This window comes from Vibrio sp. 811, assembly GCF_033339195.1.
In genome coordinates this window covers 608096-627006 of the sequence record NZ_JAWOUB010000001.1, presented here as the reverse complement: position 1 = coordinate 627006, position 18911 = coordinate 608096, and the positions used below count along the sequence as shown (strand labels likewise).

General features: G+C 46.0%; 14 protein-coding genes. 9 read left to right on the top strand and 5 right to left on the bottom strand.

The window, feature by feature from the left end:
• Positions 1 to 33: 33 nt before the first annotated feature.
• Complete coding sequence (locus tag R7Q46_RS02715; RefSeq protein ID WP_005375171.1) at positions 34 to 882, top strand: mechanosensitive ion channel family protein; 849 nt, start codon at positions 34 to 36, stop codon at positions 880 to 882.
• Positions 883 to 977: 95 nt separating this feature from the next.
• Here the strand turns inward: R7Q46_RS02715 and fhuB are convergent, their stop codons facing one another.
• Genes fhuB through R7Q46_RS02695 form a run of 4 tightly spaced genes read right to left on the bottom strand, consistent with a single transcriptional unit; the run spans position 978 to position 6801 of the window.
• Positions 978 to 2945 (bottom strand): Fe(3+)-hydroxamate ABC transporter permease FhuB, encoded by a 1968-nt coding sequence (gene fhuB, locus R7Q46_RS02710; protein WP_318077278.1) that lies wholly within the window; start codon positions 2943 to 2945, stop codon positions 978 to 980.
• A complete protein-coding gene (locus R7Q46_RS02705; RefSeq protein ID WP_172563916.1) occupies positions 2942 to 3871 on the bottom strand; it encodes an iron-siderophore ABC transporter substrate-binding protein in 930 nt (309 codons plus the stop codon). Before R7Q46_RS02705 ends, fhuB begins: the two co-directional genes overlap by 4 nt.
• Positions 3862 to 4647 (bottom strand): ABC transporter ATP-binding protein, encoded by a 786-nt coding sequence (locus tag R7Q46_RS02700; RefSeq protein WP_005375174.1) that lies wholly within the window; start codon positions 4645 to 4647, stop codon positions 3862 to 3864. Before R7Q46_RS02700 ends, R7Q46_RS02705 begins: the two co-directional genes overlap by 10 nt.
• 51 nt (positions 4648 to 4698) lie before the next feature.
• The gene (locus R7Q46_RS02695) at positions 4699 to 6801 is read right to left on the bottom strand and encodes a TonB-dependent siderophore receptor (protein WP_318077277.1); all 2103 of its coding nucleotides are present in this window, start codon (positions 6799 to 6801) and stop codon (positions 4699 to 4701) included.
• A 145-nt stretch (positions 6802 to 6946) separates the two neighbouring features.
• Between R7Q46_RS02695 and R7Q46_RS02690 the strand changes: the two genes are divergently transcribed.
• The 6 genes from R7Q46_RS02690 to gcvA all read left to right on the top strand — a co-directional run bounded on the left by R7Q46_RS02690 (position 6947) and on the right by gcvA (position 14112).
• Entirely contained in the window at positions 6947 to 8800 is a 1854-nt protein-coding gene (locus tag R7Q46_RS02690; protein WP_033906862.1) for an ABC transporter ATP-binding protein, read from the top strand.
• Positions 8801 to 9037: 237 nt separating this feature from the next.
• Positions 9038 to 10072, top strand: coding sequence for a DUF4118 domain-containing protein (locus R7Q46_RS02685; RefSeq protein ID WP_262647109.1), 1035 nt, complete (start codon positions 9038 to 9040; stop codon positions 10070 to 10072).
• Positions 10069 to 10767: a response regulator transcription factor gene (locus R7Q46_RS02680; protein WP_172563914.1), complete on the top strand. Its 699-nt coding sequence runs from the start codon at positions 10069 to 10071 to the stop codon at positions 10765 to 10767. Before R7Q46_RS02685 ends, R7Q46_RS02680 begins: the two co-directional genes overlap by 4 nt.
• Positions 10768 to 10918: 151 nt before the next feature.
• Positions 10919 to 11572, top strand: a complete 654-nt coding sequence (locus R7Q46_RS02675; protein WP_005375180.1) for a potassium channel family protein — start codon at positions 10919 to 10921, stop codon at positions 11570 to 11572.
• A gap of 1 nt (position 11573) precedes the next feature.
• Positions 11574 to 12938: a TrkH family potassium uptake protein gene (locus tag R7Q46_RS02670; RefSeq protein ID WP_065275452.1), complete on the top strand. Its 1365-nt coding sequence runs from the start codon at positions 11574 to 11576 to the stop codon at positions 12936 to 12938.
• 247 nt (positions 12939 to 13185) lie between these two features.
• On the top strand, positions 13186 to 14112 hold the full coding sequence (gene gcvA / locus R7Q46_RS02665; RefSeq protein WP_047103923.1) for a transcriptional regulator GcvA: 927 nt from the start codon (positions 13186 to 13188) through the stop codon (positions 14110 to 14112).
• Between the two features lie 93 nt (positions 14113 to 14205).
• Here the strand turns inward: gcvA and R7Q46_RS02660 are convergent, their stop codons facing one another.
• Positions 14206 to 15942, bottom strand: a complete 1737-nt coding sequence (locus tag R7Q46_RS02660) for a BCCT family transporter (RefSeq protein ID WP_130545789.1) — start codon at positions 15940 to 15942, stop codon at positions 14206 to 14208.
• Positions 15943 to 16261: 319 nt separating this feature from the next.
• Between R7Q46_RS02660 and R7Q46_RS02655 the strand changes: the two genes are divergently transcribed.
• Together R7Q46_RS02655 and R7Q46_RS02650 are read left to right on the top strand one after the other, a co-directional pair.
• A complete protein-coding gene (locus R7Q46_RS02655; RefSeq protein WP_318077276.1) occupies positions 16262 to 17449 on the top strand; it encodes an aromatic ring-hydroxylating dioxygenase subunit alpha in 1188 nt (395 codons plus the stop codon).
• A 1-nt stretch (position 17450) separates the two neighbouring features.
• Positions 17451 to 18872 carry an aldehyde dehydrogenase family protein gene (locus tag R7Q46_RS02650; RefSeq protein ID WP_318077275.1) on the top strand — a complete coding sequence of 474 codons (1422 nt, stop codon included), beginning with the start codon at positions 17451 to 17453 and terminating at the stop codon, positions 18870 to 18872.
• The last annotated feature ends 39 nt before the right edge of the window (positions 18873 to 18911 follow it).

Here is an 18911-nt window from a genome sequence, read left to right as displayed (position 1 = left end):
CTGGGCCGTATTTTTATTCGAGGGAGCCGTGGAATGGAGAAAGTGCAGTTAGTTGTCGATTTTCTTCTCACTCATAAATTGATTTTTACCGCACTGATCTTTGCGATTATGTGGTTAATTCGTCGTGCAATTTTATCGATGATTCGTGGTGATCACGCTTTTCTCTCAGAAGATCAGCGTAGTTGGATGTCCAGAACTAAAAATGGCACCTTTGCTGTTACATTACTGATTTTATTTATTTTATGGCAATCAGAAATTAACGAGTTTGCTCTGAGTGTAACGGCGATTGCCGTTGCCATTGTAGTGGCATCCAAAGAAATCATTTTGTGTTTTACGGGTTCGATTCAAAGAGCAAGTTCGCGTTCTTTTCGCGTTGGAGACTGGATTGAGGTCGGAAAGTTGTGTGGTGAAGTGATTGAGCACAATATGATGGCGACGGTGATTCAAGAGATCGACCTGCATCATGGGCAATATCATTACACCGGCAAAACAGCGACATTGCCTAATAGTATGTTCTTTACCTATCCAGTAAAGAACCTCAACTTCATGAAGCGGTACGTTTACCACAACTTTTCTGTAGTGGTGAAAGACTTCGTCAATTTGTATCCACTGTTACCGATTTTAACTGATAAAATTGAAGAACATTGCAGTTACTTTGCTGATGTTGCACATCGTTACAATGCGATGATTGAAAAACATGCCGGTGTTGACCTTCCTGGTTCTGAGCCACATATGCATATTTCTAGCAACATTAATGGTGAACAAATTCTGCACGTGATGATTTTCTGCCCAACCGATAAAGCGAACCACTTAGAGCACTTAATTCGTAAGGACTTTATGGAACTTTATGAGCAGCGTTTTCCTGTAGTGCGAGAAGAATAGAGCATCGTACTTCGCCTTTAATTTCAAACCCCGCTATCAAAATAGCGGGGTTTGTTTTTCTTAGCGTATTTTTGGGCTGTAACAATATTCCCAACTTAGCTGAATTTACTCTTCAGCATTAAAAATAGGAAGTAAGTGCTGCCTATAATAGCGACCAACGTGCCAGCTGCGACCTGACTTGGATAAATAGCGATTTGTCCTAGCCAATCTGCCCACAACATTAGGGTTGCGCCAATTAAGGCACCGACACACAGTTGCTCTTTCACTTTTCTTGCTCCTAACATCATCGCCATATGGGGAGCGACCAAGCCAACAAAAGATATTGGACCAACTGTAGCCGTAGAAAAGGCGCATAACAAAGCAACGATGGTGAGCATAAGCGTATTGGCTACGGTAGGGTTAAGCCCTCGTGCATTTGAGAATTGTCGCCCGATGGAAATTAGTGTTAGCCAACGAGAAATCGAGAATACAGCGGCAAGCAGAACTATTATGGCCAAACATAACATCAGTGCGGTGTGGGCTGTGACTCGATAAATTGAACCAGTTAACCACAATAAAATTTTGTAACTGTCACCAGAACCTTGAGCTAGCGAAAATTGAACAAGAGCTTCTAGTAGTGCCGTTAGTGCGATGCCGGACAACACGAAGTTAGATGGATTAAAATGGCTTCGTTTACCGATAATCAGCAATAACATCAATACGGACATACTTCCGAAAAAAGCGATACCCCAGCTAAATGCGGAGAGAAGCGACCCAGCGATGACTCCTGTCGTTATAATGGCAAACGTGGCTCCGGAAGACACACCGAGAATATCGGGACTTGCCAGAGGGTTATAAACAATGCGTTGCAAAATGATTCCGGCAACGGATAGCGCAATACCGACAGAAAGTGCGGTTAACATTCGCGGCCAACGCAATTGCCATTGGAACTCACCTGGCACAGACCATTGAATTCCGTTTATACCATGGGTAACGAATGAGTAAGCTAGAATCCCAACCATACTGAATAGCGCAATGCTGCATACCGCGCGTTTAGAAAGCGCCGTTTTTCCTTGGCTCATTGAAAGGTTAAGTTGATCGGTTGCCGTCAGCTTTTTACGAGTAAACCAAATTAAAGCGGGAGCGCCAATAGCTGCAGCCGCTACACCGCTAGGAATGGTTTCCTCTAACCATAAGCTCAGCGAAATAGCGGCAGAGTCTGTGATGATTAGTAGCATTGCGCCCAAAAGCATGCTGCTGATCAATTCGTCGCGCGGTGTTCTTGCCCCCATCGCTCTGGCAATATTGGGTGTCAGTAATCCGATGAAGCTGATAATGCCAACTGCGGTGATTGAGGCAGATACCAGCCAAATACCCATCACCATTAACGCACCAAACGCGGGTAATACCGCTAAGCCTCGGGCTGCTGCGCCTTCTTGTCCTAGTTTCATTAAGGTCAGAATACGTGGTGCGACGATCAAAATTACGATTGCGATAGCGCAGCGAGGCAATAACCACTCAAACCAATCCCAGCTGTATTGAGAAAGATCTCCGGCTCCCCACATAAAAATATTCTGTGCGAACTGGGCGTTTAAAATAATAATGGCTGTGGCGATAGAACCGAGCAAGATATTGATCACCATCCCCGAAACGACCAGCGGCAAACCTGTCATGTTACGCACACCTGCAATTGATACGATCAGGCCAAACGCCACTAAAGCCCCCACCATTGCGGCTAATGCAGAGTAATCGGCTACCCAATCGACGAACCAAATATTTACCACGACTAATGCAAGCCAAGCACCAGAAGAGGTGCCAAGAGTCAACGGCGAGGTGAGGTTATTCTGCGTTAATTGCTGCATTAAGCTGCCGGTGAGACCAAGCATGGCACCAACAAGCAGGGTCATACTTAACCTAGGAAGCTGCGCTTGCGTAAAGAATACATCACGAAACTCGGTTGCTACCTCTGGTTTTGTTAATAATTGCCATTGTTCGAAAAGTGATAAATTAGTATCAATTTGTAGGCTAAAGACGCTAAGTAACGTAATCAGCGCCAGATAACCAATATAATGTTTCGTTCTCATTGTTCTGGTGCCAACTCTATTAGACTGTCGGTAATCGCTTCAGCGGTGTATTGCAAAGACATGGCACCGCCATACGCCCACACTGCTCTGACTGAATTTACCCGCTGCTTTTTCACAAACGGCATCGCTTGCCAAAGTGGCGACTCTTTCAGTTTTCGTTCTTCTGGGAAAGGCTGTACGTAGAGAACGTAGCTGTTTTTGAGGCCCTGAAGCCGATTGATTCGATCTTGCTTTACTCCCCACGCACGTGGGTCCTCTTTAATTGGAGCCTGTAATCCCAGTTTTCTAACCACGTAGTCAGTGGTGGAGTTTTCGGTTGCAAGTAATACAGTATTCGGGGTTGAAAATCGCATCACAAGAACGCTGAGTGGAGCAGAGTAATAGTGGCGAATTCGCTGGCGCATCTGCGCAAATGAAGCATCTAATTCTGCCAGTTTCTGTTCAGCAAGTGCCTCTTTATTGAATAGCTTGCTGAGCGTACGAAAGTGACGAATGGCCGTTTCAGCTGCGGCCTCATTTTCAGAAAAATTAGGTAAATAGATTACCGGAGCAATTTGTTTGAGTAACGGAATCAAGTCTTGCTGTGGAGATGCAGCAAGGATGACATCTGGTTTCAAACTGGCTATTTTTTCTAAGTTGGGTTCTGCTCGGGTCCCAATATCTTCAATTGACTCTGGTGCGGTTGGATTGACGACCCATTGGCGGTAGCCTGGTAAATTTGGGGCTGCGATTGGTTCTACGTTTAGCGCCAAAACTTGTTCTAAGATGTCCCAGTTTAAGGCAACAACGCGTTGAGGCGCTTGCTCAAAACTATGCTCACCATATTCATCGGTAACGGTGATGACTGCATGTGCATTGGTCATAAAAAATGCGAGGAGAAAAGCAGATTGTGTAACCACAGTAAGTAAACGAGCTATTATGCGCATACAACAGCCACCTTTTGGCTCGCTAATGTGTTAGCCGGGCTTGGGTGTTCAATCAGCTTAATTGGTGACTCATATAGTTTAGAAAGGCGTGCCTCGTCTAACAACATGTCGGCGTTGCCTTCAAAGGCAATCTTACCTTTTTTGAGCGCAACAATGTGGGTGGCGTAGCGCAGTGCTAAGTTCAGATCGTGCAGGATCACGATAATGCCTACATTCTCGGTTCGATTCAGTTCTGCCAGCAGCGCCATTAGTTGAAACTGATGGTGAACATCGAGCGCCGAGGTTGGCTCATCGAGAATTAAAATTGGCGATTGTTGAGCCAGTAGCATAGACACCCAAGCGCGTTGGCGCTCGCCGCCCGATAAGTCATCCGCCAAAGCTTGAGCAAAAGGTGTAACTCCTGTTCGTTCCATAGCCTGCGTGATGATCTGTTTGTCTTCGGTTTTCCAACGACCAAGTGCCCCACGCCACGGAAAGCGACCTAAGCGCACTAGCTCTTCTACCGTTAAACCAGCCGAAGAGGGCAGCTTTTGTGGCAAATAGGCGATCTGTTTTGCCAACTCTTTGGTTTTAAGTGATGAAAGGGAAGTATCGTTTAGTGTTACCGTGCCTTTATCTGGCGACATTTGACCAGAAAGCAGGTTCACCAGTGTCGACTTACCTGAACCGTTATGGCCTAAAACGACCGTTAGCTCATTTGTTGGGATGTTAAGTTGTTCGATGCCGAGGATCTGACGTCCACCTCGCACGATCTCAATATTAGACAGTTGAAACATGGATGGCTCTTAGGAGAAAACTCCCCTCAATAGAGGGGAGTAGAAGTACAATTACCAGCGGTAGTTTGCGTTTAGCATAACAGAGCGAGACTGGCCGTAGTAACACCAGTAATCGCAACCTGAAACAAACTCTTTATCTAGGATGTTGTTCACGTTTAGCTGTGCTTGCCACTGTGAAGTGATGTCGTAAGTGACTGACGCATCCCAAAGAGTGACAGAAGGAACCGTTAGGTTCGAGCTCTTAGGGTTATCTTTTGACTCACCTACGTAGCGCACACCAGTACCGATATTGAGGCCTGGAATCAGGCTGTAGGCGCTGTAGTCTACCCATGCAGACGCTTGATGCTCAGGAATAAGTGCGGCTTGTTTTTTACCTTGGCCAAAGCTCTCATCTGTTTTCGCTTTAGTGTAGGTGTAGCTTGCCATCAGTTTTAGATCGTCGGTTAGCTGCGCCGTGCTTTCTAGCTCAACACCTTGAGATGTCACTTCACCTGTTTGTGTCGCAATCCATGTTGATGGGTTAGTGACCAACGCGTTCTTTTGCGTGATGTCGAACCATGCAAGGTTGATAAAGCCATCCATAAAGCTTGGCTCATACTTTACACCCACTTCTACTTGCTCGCCTTCCAGCGGTTTGTAAAGTTCATTGGTTGCCGCATCAATAGTGCTGATCACTTCAAACGACTGAGAGTAGTTTACGTAAGGTGACAGGCCATTGTTTGCAAGGTACATCACACCCGCACTTAGAGAGAGCTGACCATCATCACGAGATTCACTTTGATCAACGGTAGCGCCTTTGCCAGAGTTTTCTGTTTTCACCCAGTCGTAACGAGCACCTATGTTACCAATCCACTGTTCATGCAGTTTCAATTGGTATTGTGAATAGAGACTTGCTTGAGATTTCTCAATCTCACGTTTCACGTTGTTGGCAGGATCAAGAGGGGTGAAGTTGCCGTAAACTGGGTTCCACGGGTTGATAGTGCCAAATGCATAGTTGTCTTGCTCGTCGCCATCGGTTTTGTGGAATTGCAGATCCATACCGATAAGCACTGTGTGCTCTGCGTTGTCTGTCATCCAGTTGCCGACAGCATTGTTATCGAACGTGATGCTCTGGTTTTTTCCGTCACGGAATACGATGCCTTGCGTTAATTCTTCTTTCGCTGGATCGTTGTTTGAGAACGCGTAAGAGCTGCGCAAGTACAACTCATTCGAACCGTAGTTGAGGTTTTGCGAGAGTGACCACGTGTCATTGATGTCGTGCTCTAGTAAGTAACCCAGAGAAAACTGCGTGCGTTCGTATTTATCGTAGTTTGGCTGACCAAGGTTAGTCGAAGGATCGATTTTGCCAAAGTTAGAACCAATCAGAGTACCTGCTGCTGGGAAGAATGGGTTAGTTGGTACACCGTCATCACGAAGGTAAGTTGCCAAAACGGTCAGCATTGTACGGTCAGAAATGTCGAACTCGACACTTGGCGCTAGGTAGAAACGCTCGTTGTTTGTGCCGTCCAGTTCACCATCTTGGCTTGTCATCAAGCCAACCAAACGATAGCGCACAGTGCCTGCGTCGTTTGCTTCGTCAGCAATGTCAAAACCTACGGATTGGTGTTGGTTGTTGCCAACTTCGACTTTTACTTCGCCTTGAGGCGTAAACGTTGGTTTTTTCTGCACCGCATTCACGATACCGCCTGGTGCCGATTCACCAAACAGAATAGCCGATGGACCTTTAACGACTTCTACACTTTCTAGGCCGTAAGGTTCGACCAACCATGTGTAGTAACCATCGCGGAATAGGCGGTTGCCGTTTAGGTAAGTCGCTGCATCAAATCCACGAACTTTGAACCAATCAGTGTCGTTGTCTGCGCCATAAGGCTGAGCGGTTACACCAGACGTGTAGCGTAACGCTTCATCTAGTTTTTTCGGTGCACGAACACGAAGTTCATCTTCAGAAATGATAGATACGCTGCGCGGCGTTTCTGCTGCCGGGGTTTCTACTTTAAGTGCTTGCGCGGTGACCGTTATGGTCTCCATGGCAATCACGTCACCTTGTACGACGTCTTCTTGAGCTTGTGCTGTGAATGCAACCACTGCAGTAGGTGCTAAAGCACAAACCAACGCGTTGCGGATCGCGATGGTCAGTGAGTTATTCTTTTGCATAAATCTATTCCTGATAATTATGATTAACACTAAGCTTAATTGTAATTATTATCATTTGAGCTTTTGTTTCGGTATTTTACTGACTTTTGTATCAAAAGATAGTAAAACGTTCGCAAATTCATTCGCGGTACCTAAAGTCATTGTTATGTTCAATTGGTTTGAAAAACTGACCCAACCCTTTCCCCAGATGGAAACCGAAAAGCCACCGAAGACGCTATTTGGCTTTTGTCGTTTTTACACTCGTGGCTTTGAAGCCCCTTTACTCGTTATGGCTGTGTTCAGTGCGCTTATTGCCATTACTGAGGTGACGCTGTTGCGTTATATGGGCGAGCTCGTCGATATTCTCTCTAATCAAGATCGCGCAACATTCTGGCAAGACCAGGGTGATCGCATGCTAATGATGCTGTTCTTAGTGGCGGTTGTGATGCCAGCTCTCGGTTTTGTCCACTCAATGGTGATGCACCAAACGTTATTGGGTAACTACCCGATGTCTATCCGTTGGTTGATTCACCGTTACTTGCTAAAACAAGCGGTTGGATTTTTCCAGCGAGACTTTGCAGGCCGAGTTGCGACCAAAGTGATGCAAAGTGCGTTAGCGGTACGAGAAACGGTCATGAAGCTAGTGGATGTACTGGTTTATATCAGCGTTTATTTTCTTTCGATGCTCTGGATGATGGGCGAAGCTGATGGTTTGCTAATGTTGCCTATTGTGATTTGGATAGGAATGTACGCGGTTATCCAGTTCTACTTTATCCCTAAAATGAAACAAGTAGCGACGGAGCAAGCGGATGCTCGTTCTGTAATGACTGGGCGCATTGTCGATTCTTACACCAACATATCTACCGTAAAGCTATTCGCGCACTCGCAACGAGAGTTGGAATACGCAGAAAGCAGCATGAAGCAATTTTTGGTGACGGTTTACCGCCAAATGCGCATGGTGACTTGTTTACTGTTTAGTGTGGATGCCATCAACTATTTGCTGCTGATGTCTATTAGTGCCATTTCGGTTTATCTATGGCTAGATCACGCTGTAACAATTGGTGCTATTGCGATTGCCATCAGTATTGCGTTGCGCGTACAAGGTATGTCGAAGTGGATCATGTGGGAAGTTAGCGCACTGTTTGAAAACATCGGTACAGTAGTAGACGGTATTAATACGATTTCAAACGATGTTGAAGTGAAAGACGTACCAAATGCTAAGCCTTTGCAAATCTCTCAAGGTGAGATCTGCTTTGATCACGTAGGTTTTAACTACAGTGATGAGAAGGCAGTATTTGAGAACTTGAATCTGACCATTAAACCGGGCGAAAAAGTCGGCATTGTCGGTCGCTCTGGGGCAGGTAAATCCACGTTGGTTAACTTGTTGCTGCGTTTTTACGACGTAAATACCGGTAAGATTTGTATTGATGGACAGGACATTTCTCAAGTCGAACAAGAGTCGCTTCGCCAACACATCGGTATGATCACGCAAGACACCTCTTTGCTGCATCGTTCAATTAAAGAGAACATTCTTTACGGTGATCCAGATGCTTCAATGGATGCCGTTATCGCAGCTGCTGAGAAAGCACATGCTCATGATTTCATTCAATCTCTACGAGACGAGCAAGGTAACGTTGGCTATGACGTTGAAGTGGGTGAACGCGGTGTGAAGCTGTCTGGTGGTCAGCGTCAACGTGTGGCGATTGCTCGCGTTCTGCTGAAAAACGCGCCAATTTTGATCATGGATGAAGCAACGTCTGCACTTGATTCAGAAGTAGAATCGGCAATTCAAGAAAACCTTGAAGTTCTGATGGAAGGAAAAACAGTGATTGCGATTGCTCACCGTTTATCAACGATTGCCGCGATGGATCGTTTGATTGTAATGGATGACGGCAAAATCATTGAGCAAGGCTCGCATTACGAGCTGCTGCAATTGGGTGGTGTTTACGCTCAGTTGTGGAAGCATCAAACCGGCGGATTTTTGTCTGAGCAAGGTGATGCTCAACTGCAAGTCATCTAATATGACGCTACACGAAAGAGGAGCAAATGCTCCTCTTTTTTGTGTCTGTCGTTTATACCGAGTAAGTAGGCGTTAATGGGCAACGTTAACTTGTGATTATTCATTGAGTTAGGCCAACTTAATGATGATTATGTTTATAACTCACTGTCGTTATTGAATTTTTTACGCTTTTTTTACGCGAACTCCGAATGGGCTTTTGCTAAAGTTTTCTACATCGAATTTTGGTTGATGTATTTTATGTTTGTTCAATGGCGAGATAACACCTTTCTCTTTTCTACTACCGTGATTGTTGGTGCGGTTGTCGTCTCATGGCTGTTAGACCAACTGTTTGGCTCTACAGCCGCAGTCCTGCTGATTTTACAGTTAGCGGTCGTGGTAGTGGCGTTTCAATGCAACTCGCGATTCGCTTATGCGGCGGCGGTGATCGAAGCGTTGAGCTTCAACTTCTTTTTCACGACGCCTCGTTACTCTTTGCAGATGTTTCGTCCGGAAGACATTTTTAATTTAGTCGTGTTTATGGTGGTGGCTTTTATCACCAGCACCTTTGCGGATCTTTATCGTCGGCAGCAGGGAGAGTTAAAACAAACCAAGCTGCAAAACAGCATCCTGCTATCGGTGTCCCATGACCTACGCACGCCGCTGGCAACCATTATTGGAACACTGACCACACTCAACGAGTACATGCCCAAGCTCAATGACTTAGAGCGCAAAGAATTGCTCGACAGTGCGACTTCAGAAAGCCACCGCTTGCATCAATATATAGAGAACCTCTTACAGGCGACTAAGCTCCAACACGGCACATTAAAAATTACCAAAAAAGATGAGCCTATTGCGAATATTGTGCGGGATGCGGTTTCTCGTTTGCCGAATTACACCGAGAAAGTATCCATGAATATGGATGATGCCGTTGGCTATTTGTCAGTAAGTCGTTCGCTCATCGAACAAGCGATTTTTAATGTGCTGGATAATGCCATGCGATTTTCGCCAGAGAATGAATCTGTTGAGGTTTCACTTTCTAAGCAGGGTTCGTCGTGCGTGATTGATGTTCGGGACATGGGGATTGGCATCAAAGCTGAAGATGCGGAAAAAATATTCAGCCTTTTCTATTCCGGTGTGAACAACAAATCGGCCGATTCAGGCACCGGAATGGGACTCGCGGTTGCCAAAGGCATCATCACCGCACACCAAGGAGAGATTCAATCTATGCCAGTATCAGAAGGGACGCTGATCCGCATTCGACTTCCACTCAATCAAGGAGCAGAGCAGGCGTGAGTTACAAAGTTTTAGTCGTGGACGATGAGCCTCGCATTCATACCTTTATTCGAATTTCGCTGTCTGCTGAAGGGTTTGATTACATTGGCGCGAGTACCATTGCAGAAGCCAAAGCGTGTTTCGAAGCGCATTCGCCGCACGTCATTCTGCTAGATTTAGGCTTGCCCGACGGCGATGGGAAGGAGTTTCTCACTACGCTTCGTCAGACGTATAAAACGCCAGTGCTAGTGCTGACGGCTCGCGATCAAGAAGAGGAAAAAATCCGCCTTTTAGAAGCGGGCGCGAATGATTACTTGAGCAAGCCTTTTGGCGTAAAAGAGCTCATCGCGCGCATCAAAGTGCTGGTTCGAGATTTGGTGGATGAGAAATCCATCGCTGATGAGCTGGTGGCTGGCCGAGTCAAAATCATCAAAAGCACCCACCAATTTTGGTTGGATCAGAGGGAAATTCCACTCACCAAGAAAGAATTTTCTTTCATTGAACAGTTGATTCTCAAGCCGGGAAAACTCATTGAGCAAACTCATTTGCTAGCGGTGATTTGGGGAAAAAGTCATGTCGAAGATACTCACTACTTACGCGTGTTAGTGAGTCAACTACGCAAAAAACTGAACGATAGTGCTGACGAACAGCGACTTTTAAAAACCGAGCCGGGGCTGGGTTATCGTTTAGTGCTTGAGACGTCCAAGCACCACTAAATTCCAAATTTAATCAACGTTAATGCCAAGGTTTAGTGCTGGTTATCGGCACTCGAACAGGATTCGTGTTGCCTATTTTTCGTGACGGAAAATCAGCCTAGCCCTTAACGCATTAGCATTTTCTATACATAAAACACAGTTAGGGATTGATATGGCTCACTTTACAGTAATTGGTTTAGGGCGATTTGGCGTTGCCGCTAGCTTAGAACTTATTCATCTTGGACACACCGTAACGGGGGTGGATAGCGACCCGAAAATCGTCGAGAAATACGTCGAAGAGTTAACGCAAGCGGTCATATGTGACGCAACAGACGAAGGCGCACTCAGAGAGTTAGCGCTAGCGAACAGTGATGTGGTGTTGGTGGCGATTGGCGAAGACATGCAAGCCAGTTTGTTGTGTACTCTGGCGCTGAAAAATCTGGGTGTGAAATCCATTTGGGTCAAAGCGAGCACCAAAGCACACCACACCATCGTGTCTAAGCTTGGTGTACAACGCATTATTCATCCGGAAGAGGAGATGGGCGTAAGAGTCGCGCAGGCACTCAACTATCCGATGGTGAACAACTATTTGGAAATGGGGCATGGTTTGTATGTGGTGGAAATCCACGTTAAATCCAATCTGCACGATACACCGCTTTCTAAGTTGATCAGCCGAGGTAGTTACAACATTCAGCCGATATTGGTGAAGCGCGAAGAAGCCGTCTACACCAATATCAATGATGAGTTTGTGCTTAATGAGTTCGACACGCTGTTGCTTTGCGGTAGTCGCGCTGAGCTGAAATACGTCGCTCCAAGGTTGGTGTAACATGGTTTTGTGGCATCCCTCTATTATCCCAATCGAGCGAAAACCCAAAGCGGGCAAAAAATTGTTGGGCGCACCGCCATTAATACTTAGCCTCAGTTTTGCGTGCTTGATCATGCTCGGCACGGTCTTACTCAAACTGCCGATTGCCACCACAGAGCCCATCACTTGGATTCAAAGCCTGTTTACTGCGACATCGGCCATTACGGTGACGGGATTAGTTGTGGTGGACACGGGCACGGCGTTTACGCCTTTTGGGCAAGTGGTTATTGCTTTCCTGATTCAATGTGGTGGCCTAGGTTTAATGACGTTTGCCATCGTGACCTTGCTGGCTCTGGGCGGAAAAATTGGCTTTTTGGAGCGAGCCGTCGCGAGAGAGGCGTTCAACCAAACTGACTCATCGACACTCATTGCCACTGCTAAATCTGTATTGATGTTCGCTCTGCTCGTTGAACTTATTGGTTTCACTATTTTGAGCGTTTATTGGAGTGAAGAGCTGGGCTGGAAAACCAGTTTGTTCCATGGTTTCTTCTACACCATCAGTGCGTTTAACAATGCAGGTTTTGCGTTGAGTGCCGATAGCTTAATGCCTTACGTGGACGACCCGATCGTTAACTTCACCATTACCAGTTTGTTCATTATTGGTGGTTTAGGCTTCTCGGTTTGGATTGACTTAAAACGCAATCGCCGTTGGCACCGACTCACCGTTTACAGTCGAATGATGATCTTAGGCACGGTGATCATTAACGTGGTGGCACTTATCGCCATTTACCTGATTGAATATGAGAACCCCAACACGCTTGGCCCTTTGAGCGAAGCAGGGAAATGGTGGGCATCGTGGTTTCAAGCGGTGACGCCAAGAACTGCGGGGTTCAATACTTTAGCTATCGATCAGTTGGAAGATGCCACAACGGCGATCATTCTGGTGTTGATGTTTATCGGCGGTGGATCATTGAGCACGGCAAGTGGCATTAAAGTTGTGACATTTATGGTGTTAGTCTTGGCAACTTACAGTTATTTGCGTCGCGATGAAGCAACCTATGCCTTTCAACGCGAGATTCCCAAAGAGACCATCAGCAAGGCATTGGCGCTGACTCTGATCTCGGTGGGGGTGACTTGGTTTGCCATATTCACTCTGTTACTGACAGAGAAAGCGTCTATGTTAGATATTATGTTCGAAGCGGTCTCGGCACTGGGTACGGTTGGGTTATCGCGAGGCTTAACGGGCAGTTTGTCCGAACCAGGTGAGTTAGTGATCATCTTCATGATGTTTATGGGACGATTAGGGCCTCTTACATTAGCGTACTTCTTAGCCAGTCCAAGAAAGAAAAAAGCGCGTTACGCGAGCACTAAACTGGCAATAGGGTAAATGGGCTAACTCGTACAAAGTGAGCAAAAGGCTAGGCAAAAGAGGAGTAACTGCTCCTCTTTTTGTGCTCGTTGTAGCCACGAAACTGTATACGGCAGTCTCTCTCACAACAATTTATGATTCATCTCTATTTTTTATCATTTATAAATTGTCGTTTTTGAGGTGTTGTCCAGAATGGCATTATCCACGTGCAACATAAGATTGCCGGGAATAAAAATAATTACAATACTGCCTTACTGGAAGATACATGAAAATCAAACCCCTCCCACCTTTAAATAGCCTCGTTGCGTTTGAAGCGTCGGCGCGGCACTTGAGTTTTACGTTAGCCGCTGACGAGCTAAACGTGACCCAAGGTGCTATCAGTCGCCAAATTAGACAATTAGAAGAATACTTAGGCAAGGCTATGTTCACGCGAGCCAATCGAAGCATTAATTTAACGCCTACAGGTCTTCAATATTATCAAGCTGTCAGCCAATCTTTGCTCGATATTGCTCAAATCACGGGTGAAGTGAAGAAGTGGCAGGGCGAACAAAAGATCACGGTTGCGACGACAAATGCAATGGCAGCCTTGTGGTTGTTGCCTAAGGTTGCTCAATTTCAAAATGAACATGATGACATCGATATAAGGATATTGGCCTCAGATAATGTGTTGGACTTACGCCGATTAGATTGCGATATCGCTTTGTTTTATTGTCGCACTCCACCTGCGGAAATGGATGTGACAACGCTATTTTCAGAAGAAGTCTTCCCTGTGTGTAGCCCGCTTTATTTAGAGAAAATAGGCCAGCCTAGTGAGCCAGAAGAAATCTTCAATAAAACGTTACTCTATCTGGAAGAGTCTCAAAGAGATTGGGTGAATTGGGAGCAGTGGTTTGCAAGTGTGGGGTTGCCAAATATTTCGCCTCGTAATCGCATGAACATCAATAACTATCCAATGCTGTTACAAGCGGCAATTAATGGTCAGGGAATCGCGTTAGCCTGGGGGTCATTAGTGGACGACTATTTACAAAGCGGTGCTTTAGTTAGGCCAGTCGAACACGTGCTTTCAACACCTTCCAATTTCTCTATGCTTGAACCTAAAAATAGAGGTTTAATCCCAGCAAGCGTCAAGCGTTTTAGAGAGTGGCTTTTGCAACAGTTGCCAGATGAGGTGGGTGATCGAGGTTTAGCCTAAATCAATAAGCAGAGAAATAACAGAGTTTGGTCATGTTAAAAAGCGGGAGTACCAGTTCCCGCTTTGTTTTAATTGATTGGATGAAACGACGCACTAACTTAGTACTGGTCCTTGATTGAGTGTGGAATCATCTTTCAGCGAGGATGTTGAAGCGATAGGCTCGGAAGCCACAGCTTTGCTTTCAACAAGCGGTTCAACAGGACCATCAAGTTTCTCTTGCTCTGGGTGAACATGCTCAGGCAGCATTGCCCATGGCTTAGGTTCGCGTCGAATACTATGGAACAGCGTTAAGCTCATCACCGCGATAAAAATGGCGATAGGGAAACCGGCAATAATGGAGGCCGTTTGCATTGCTTTTAACCCTCCTGCGTATAGAAGTACTCCCGCAATGGCTGCGATCATGATCCCCCACAATACGCGTATAGAGGTAGGAGGCTCACTGTGCCCAGCGGCATCGAGGGTGCATAGAACTAAGGTACCCGAGTCTGCGGAGGTAATGAAATAAGTACCGAGCAATAGACACGCAAGCACGCTAAGTAGTTTACCAAACATACCTGTATCTAGATTGTCGAATAGCGTAAACAAAGCGCGTGTCGTATCGGCTTTAGTCGCTTCAAGAATCGGGCCGCCAGAAAAATCCGCAGGTGGTGTTTGTTTGGCTTCTTGTGCCGCAGTGACTTGCTCTTGATGAGCAACACGAGCGTCTTGCTCTACCTTTAACGCTGCGCCACCAAATACTGAAATCCATAAAAACGTGATCAGCGTAGGAACTATGAGAGCACCACCGATAAGCTCACGTATTGTGCGCCCTTTAGAGATACGAGCTACAAACATGCCAACGAAAGGTGCCCAAGTCATCCACCAAGGCCAGTAATAAGCCGTCCACCAGTTTTGCCAGCCAGAGTCATTCTGTGCATCGCTCCATAAGCTCATACCGACAATGTTTTGTGCATAAAGCCCTGTGCTTTCGAGTAGCGTATTTAAGATATAGCGAGTTGGGCCAATGTAAAGTACGACCAGCACGAGTGCGAGTGAGAGCAGCATGTTCCATTCTGATAAACGGCGAATACCTTTCCCTACACCAGATAGCACCGATGCAACCGCACAAGTACAAAGGGAAACGATAATAAAGAGTTGAATCCCCAAACTAATATCTAGACCAAAGGCTTGATTCAAACCAGAGTTTATTTGGATAACTCCCATCCCCAAGGTTTGAGAGATACCGAAAGCAGTCACCGCGACTGTTAGGATATCAACCGTGTGCCCGATAGGCCCATAAATACGATCGCCAATCAAAGGGTACAAGATAGAGCGTAGGGTAAAAGGCAGATCTTTACGGTAGGAAAAGTAGGCTAATGCGAGTGCAACAATAATAAAGACAGACCAAGGATGTAGACCCCAGTGAAAGAATGTCAGTTTCATTGATGTTGTTGCGGCTTCATTGGTCAGGCCTTGAGTAAATGGGTTGTCAGCGTAATGCCACATCGGTTCGGCGACCGACCAGAAAATTAAGCCTATCCCCATGCCTCCGGAAAAAAGCATGGATACCCAAGACAAATAACTAAACTCTGGTTTTTCGTCATCTTTACTCAAACGAATATGCCCATATCGACTAACCATAAGGTAAAGAAGAAAACCGACAACGAGTGAAACAAGTCCGATGTAAAACCACTTCATATTCTGTAGCAAAATGCCGGAAATCGTTTCGAAGTATTGGCCCGCTTGGTTGGCGAGAATGGCGCAGAAAAGTACAAAACCGATAACGACGATCTTTGATGCGATAGTCACAGTCGGATTGAGTCCTTTCAATATCCCAGATGTTGCTCTCATAGGCATCCCTCACAGTGCGTTTGTTTTAGCGTTATTGTTTGTTGCGTTATTGTTAATTTTTGAAAGAGAGTAGAGAGAGGGCTTTTGTGTTTCAACTGATTAATACTCATCGGTTAATGAGTATTAATCATGACAAGAAGATCATTGTTAATTAAAAGGTTATTTTTTTGTTCGAGATCAATGCATGAATGACAAAAACTCATCCAAGCCCGGCGAAAAAGTCGTTTGTTTGTTGCCGGGTTGTTAATCAAAATCATCTCCACTAACACAACACGATGTTGTACGCACTGGATGCAACTCGACTCTCGGAGATATGAATATGAGCAATGTCAACCAAACCATTATTCCTGTTGAACTTGTTGATAATGTACTGAACCCAATCAGTGAAGCAATAGGAATGCCGAATCAGGCCTACACCAGCGAAGAGTATTTTACTTTTGAGCGTGATCAGGTGTTTGGTAACACTTGGGTATGTATTGGTTTTGCATCAGACCTGCTTAAAAATGGTTATGTGATGCCACTTGATTTCATGAATCTTCCACTACTCATGATGAGAAATCGCCAAGGTGAAGTCCAAGTTTTCCACAACGTATGTAGTCATCGTGGTATGAAGCTGGTTCATGAGGCAGGCGAAGTTCAAGGAATGATTCGCTGTCCTTACCATTCATGGACGTACGATCTTGACGGCAATCTAAAAGGCACACCACACATTGGTGGTATCGCAAAACACAAAGATGATCGATTTAAGTGTGAAAAGCACGGCCTTAAGCCACTTCGTTCAGCCGTTTGGATGGACATGGTATTCGTCAACTTATCGGGCAATGCAGAAAGCTTTGAAGACCATATCGCGCCGCTAGAGCAACGTTGGCAGCAATTCTTAGGTGAAGAAGGATTAGGGCTTCTTCGCCGCGTGAACATGGGTGGCAACTTAGAGATAGAAGTGAAAAGTAACTGGAAGCTTGCCGTAGAAAACTACTGTGAAGCTTACCACTTACCTTGGGTGCATCCGAGTTTGAACAGTTATTCTCGCCTAGAGGATCACTACAACATCATGTTTGCAGAGCGTTTTTCTGGCCAAGGTAGTCTCGCATACAACCTCTCTGATACTGCAGGAACACACTTACCTAAATTTCCAAGCTGGCCAGAAGATAAACTGCGTCATGCAGAATATGTTGCACTCTTTCCAAACGTGTTGCTTGGTATTCAAGCCGATCATGCCTTTGCGATGATGATTGAACCAATCACTGCGAATAAGAGTGTTGAGCACCTACGTGTTTTCTATGTGGGTGATGAAGCAACGAAAGATGAGTTCGCTGCGTGCCGTACTGCTACCGTTGAGTCATGGCGAGTCGTATTCGGCGAAGATATTGGAGCGGTCGAGGGCATGCAGGAAGGTCGTTACTCACCTGGCTTTGGTGGTGGTGTGTTCTCACCAGAAATGGATGTTCCGACGCATTTCTTTCAAACCTGGTTGGCAAAGCAAGTGAAAGCGGCACTGGAGCAGTAATATGATGCATTACCTTAATTATATTGATGGTGAGTGGTGCGATTCAGAGCAAGCGCTGACCGTCATGAACCCTGGCACAGCCGAAGCGTATGCGACGGTTGCAGAAGCCACTATCACCGATGCCGACCGCGCAATGGCAGCGGCACGTCGAGTAGTCAATCAAGGCGTTCTTTCGGACGTTCGTCCAGCCGTCAGAACCGAGTGGATGTTAAAAGCCGCCGCGGCTATTCGTGAAATGGTTGATGAAGGTGGGTTAGTTGCCTGCCGTGAAAATGGGAAATCTTTGCAAGATGCCAAAGATGAGTTTTTAGAATCGGCACGTTACTTCGAATACTACGCTGGCATGGCCGACAAGCTGGAAGGCACGTCAATTCCATTGGGTAAAGATTATGTCGATTTCACCCAATATGTGCCGTTTGGTGTGTCAGTGCAGATTGTGCCGTGGAATTTCCCAGTTTCTATTTGTGCACGCTCATTAGCACCTGCATTAGCTGCTGGTAACGCAGTGGTGATCAAATCGCCAGAGATTTCCCCACTCGCTATGACGTTGTTGATTAAAGCGATTGAAAAAGCGGGCTTCCCAAAAGGCACGATTAACTTGCTATGTGGCAAAGGCTCAGTCGTTGGCAGTCATTTGGTGCAGCATCAAGACGTTGATCAAATTGTCTTTACAGGTTCTGTGCCGACCGGCCAACGCATACTGAAAGATTCAGCGCAACGCGCCACACCATCTGTGATGGAGCTGGGTGGTAAATCGGCCGCTATCGCACTGAAAGATGTGAGTCTCGAAACGCTTTTACAAAGCGTTCAAGTCGGTATTTTCTTTAACGCTGGTCAAGTTTGTTCGGCAATGTCTCGTTTGCTAATTCAAAAAGAGCGTTATGAAGAAGTAAAAGCGGCGGTAGTGGAAATGGCAAAAAGCCTAACTATTGGTCAAGGCGAAAGCCAGCCGGACATCACACCGTTGGTATCGGCTGATCAACAAGCACGCGTGCTTGAAATGATAGAACAAGCAAAAGCCGACGGCGCGAACATCCTAACGGGTGGGTACGCCCCTGATTTGTCAGGTTACTTTGTGGCACCGACGGTGATTGAAGCCTCACCAGATATGCGTATTGCTCAAGAAGAAGTGTTTGGCCCTGTACTGGTAATTACACCGTTTGAAACCGAGCAAGAGGCCGTTGAAATCGCGAATGGCACCGATTTTGGCCTGGTCGCTGGTGTCTTTGGTGAAAGCCTAAACCAAACATTGCGTGTGGCACAGCAACTGCGTGGTGGACAAGTGTTCATCAATGAATGGTTTGCTGGTGGCATCGAAACACCATTTGGTGGCGTGGGCTTGTCCGGGTTTGGGCGAGAAAAAGGACAAGAAGCGATTTATAGCTACGTCCAGACACGCAATATTGCCATTCGTTTGCAGTAAGACAGCAACGTATAGCTACCGTGTAACTGTATTTTCATC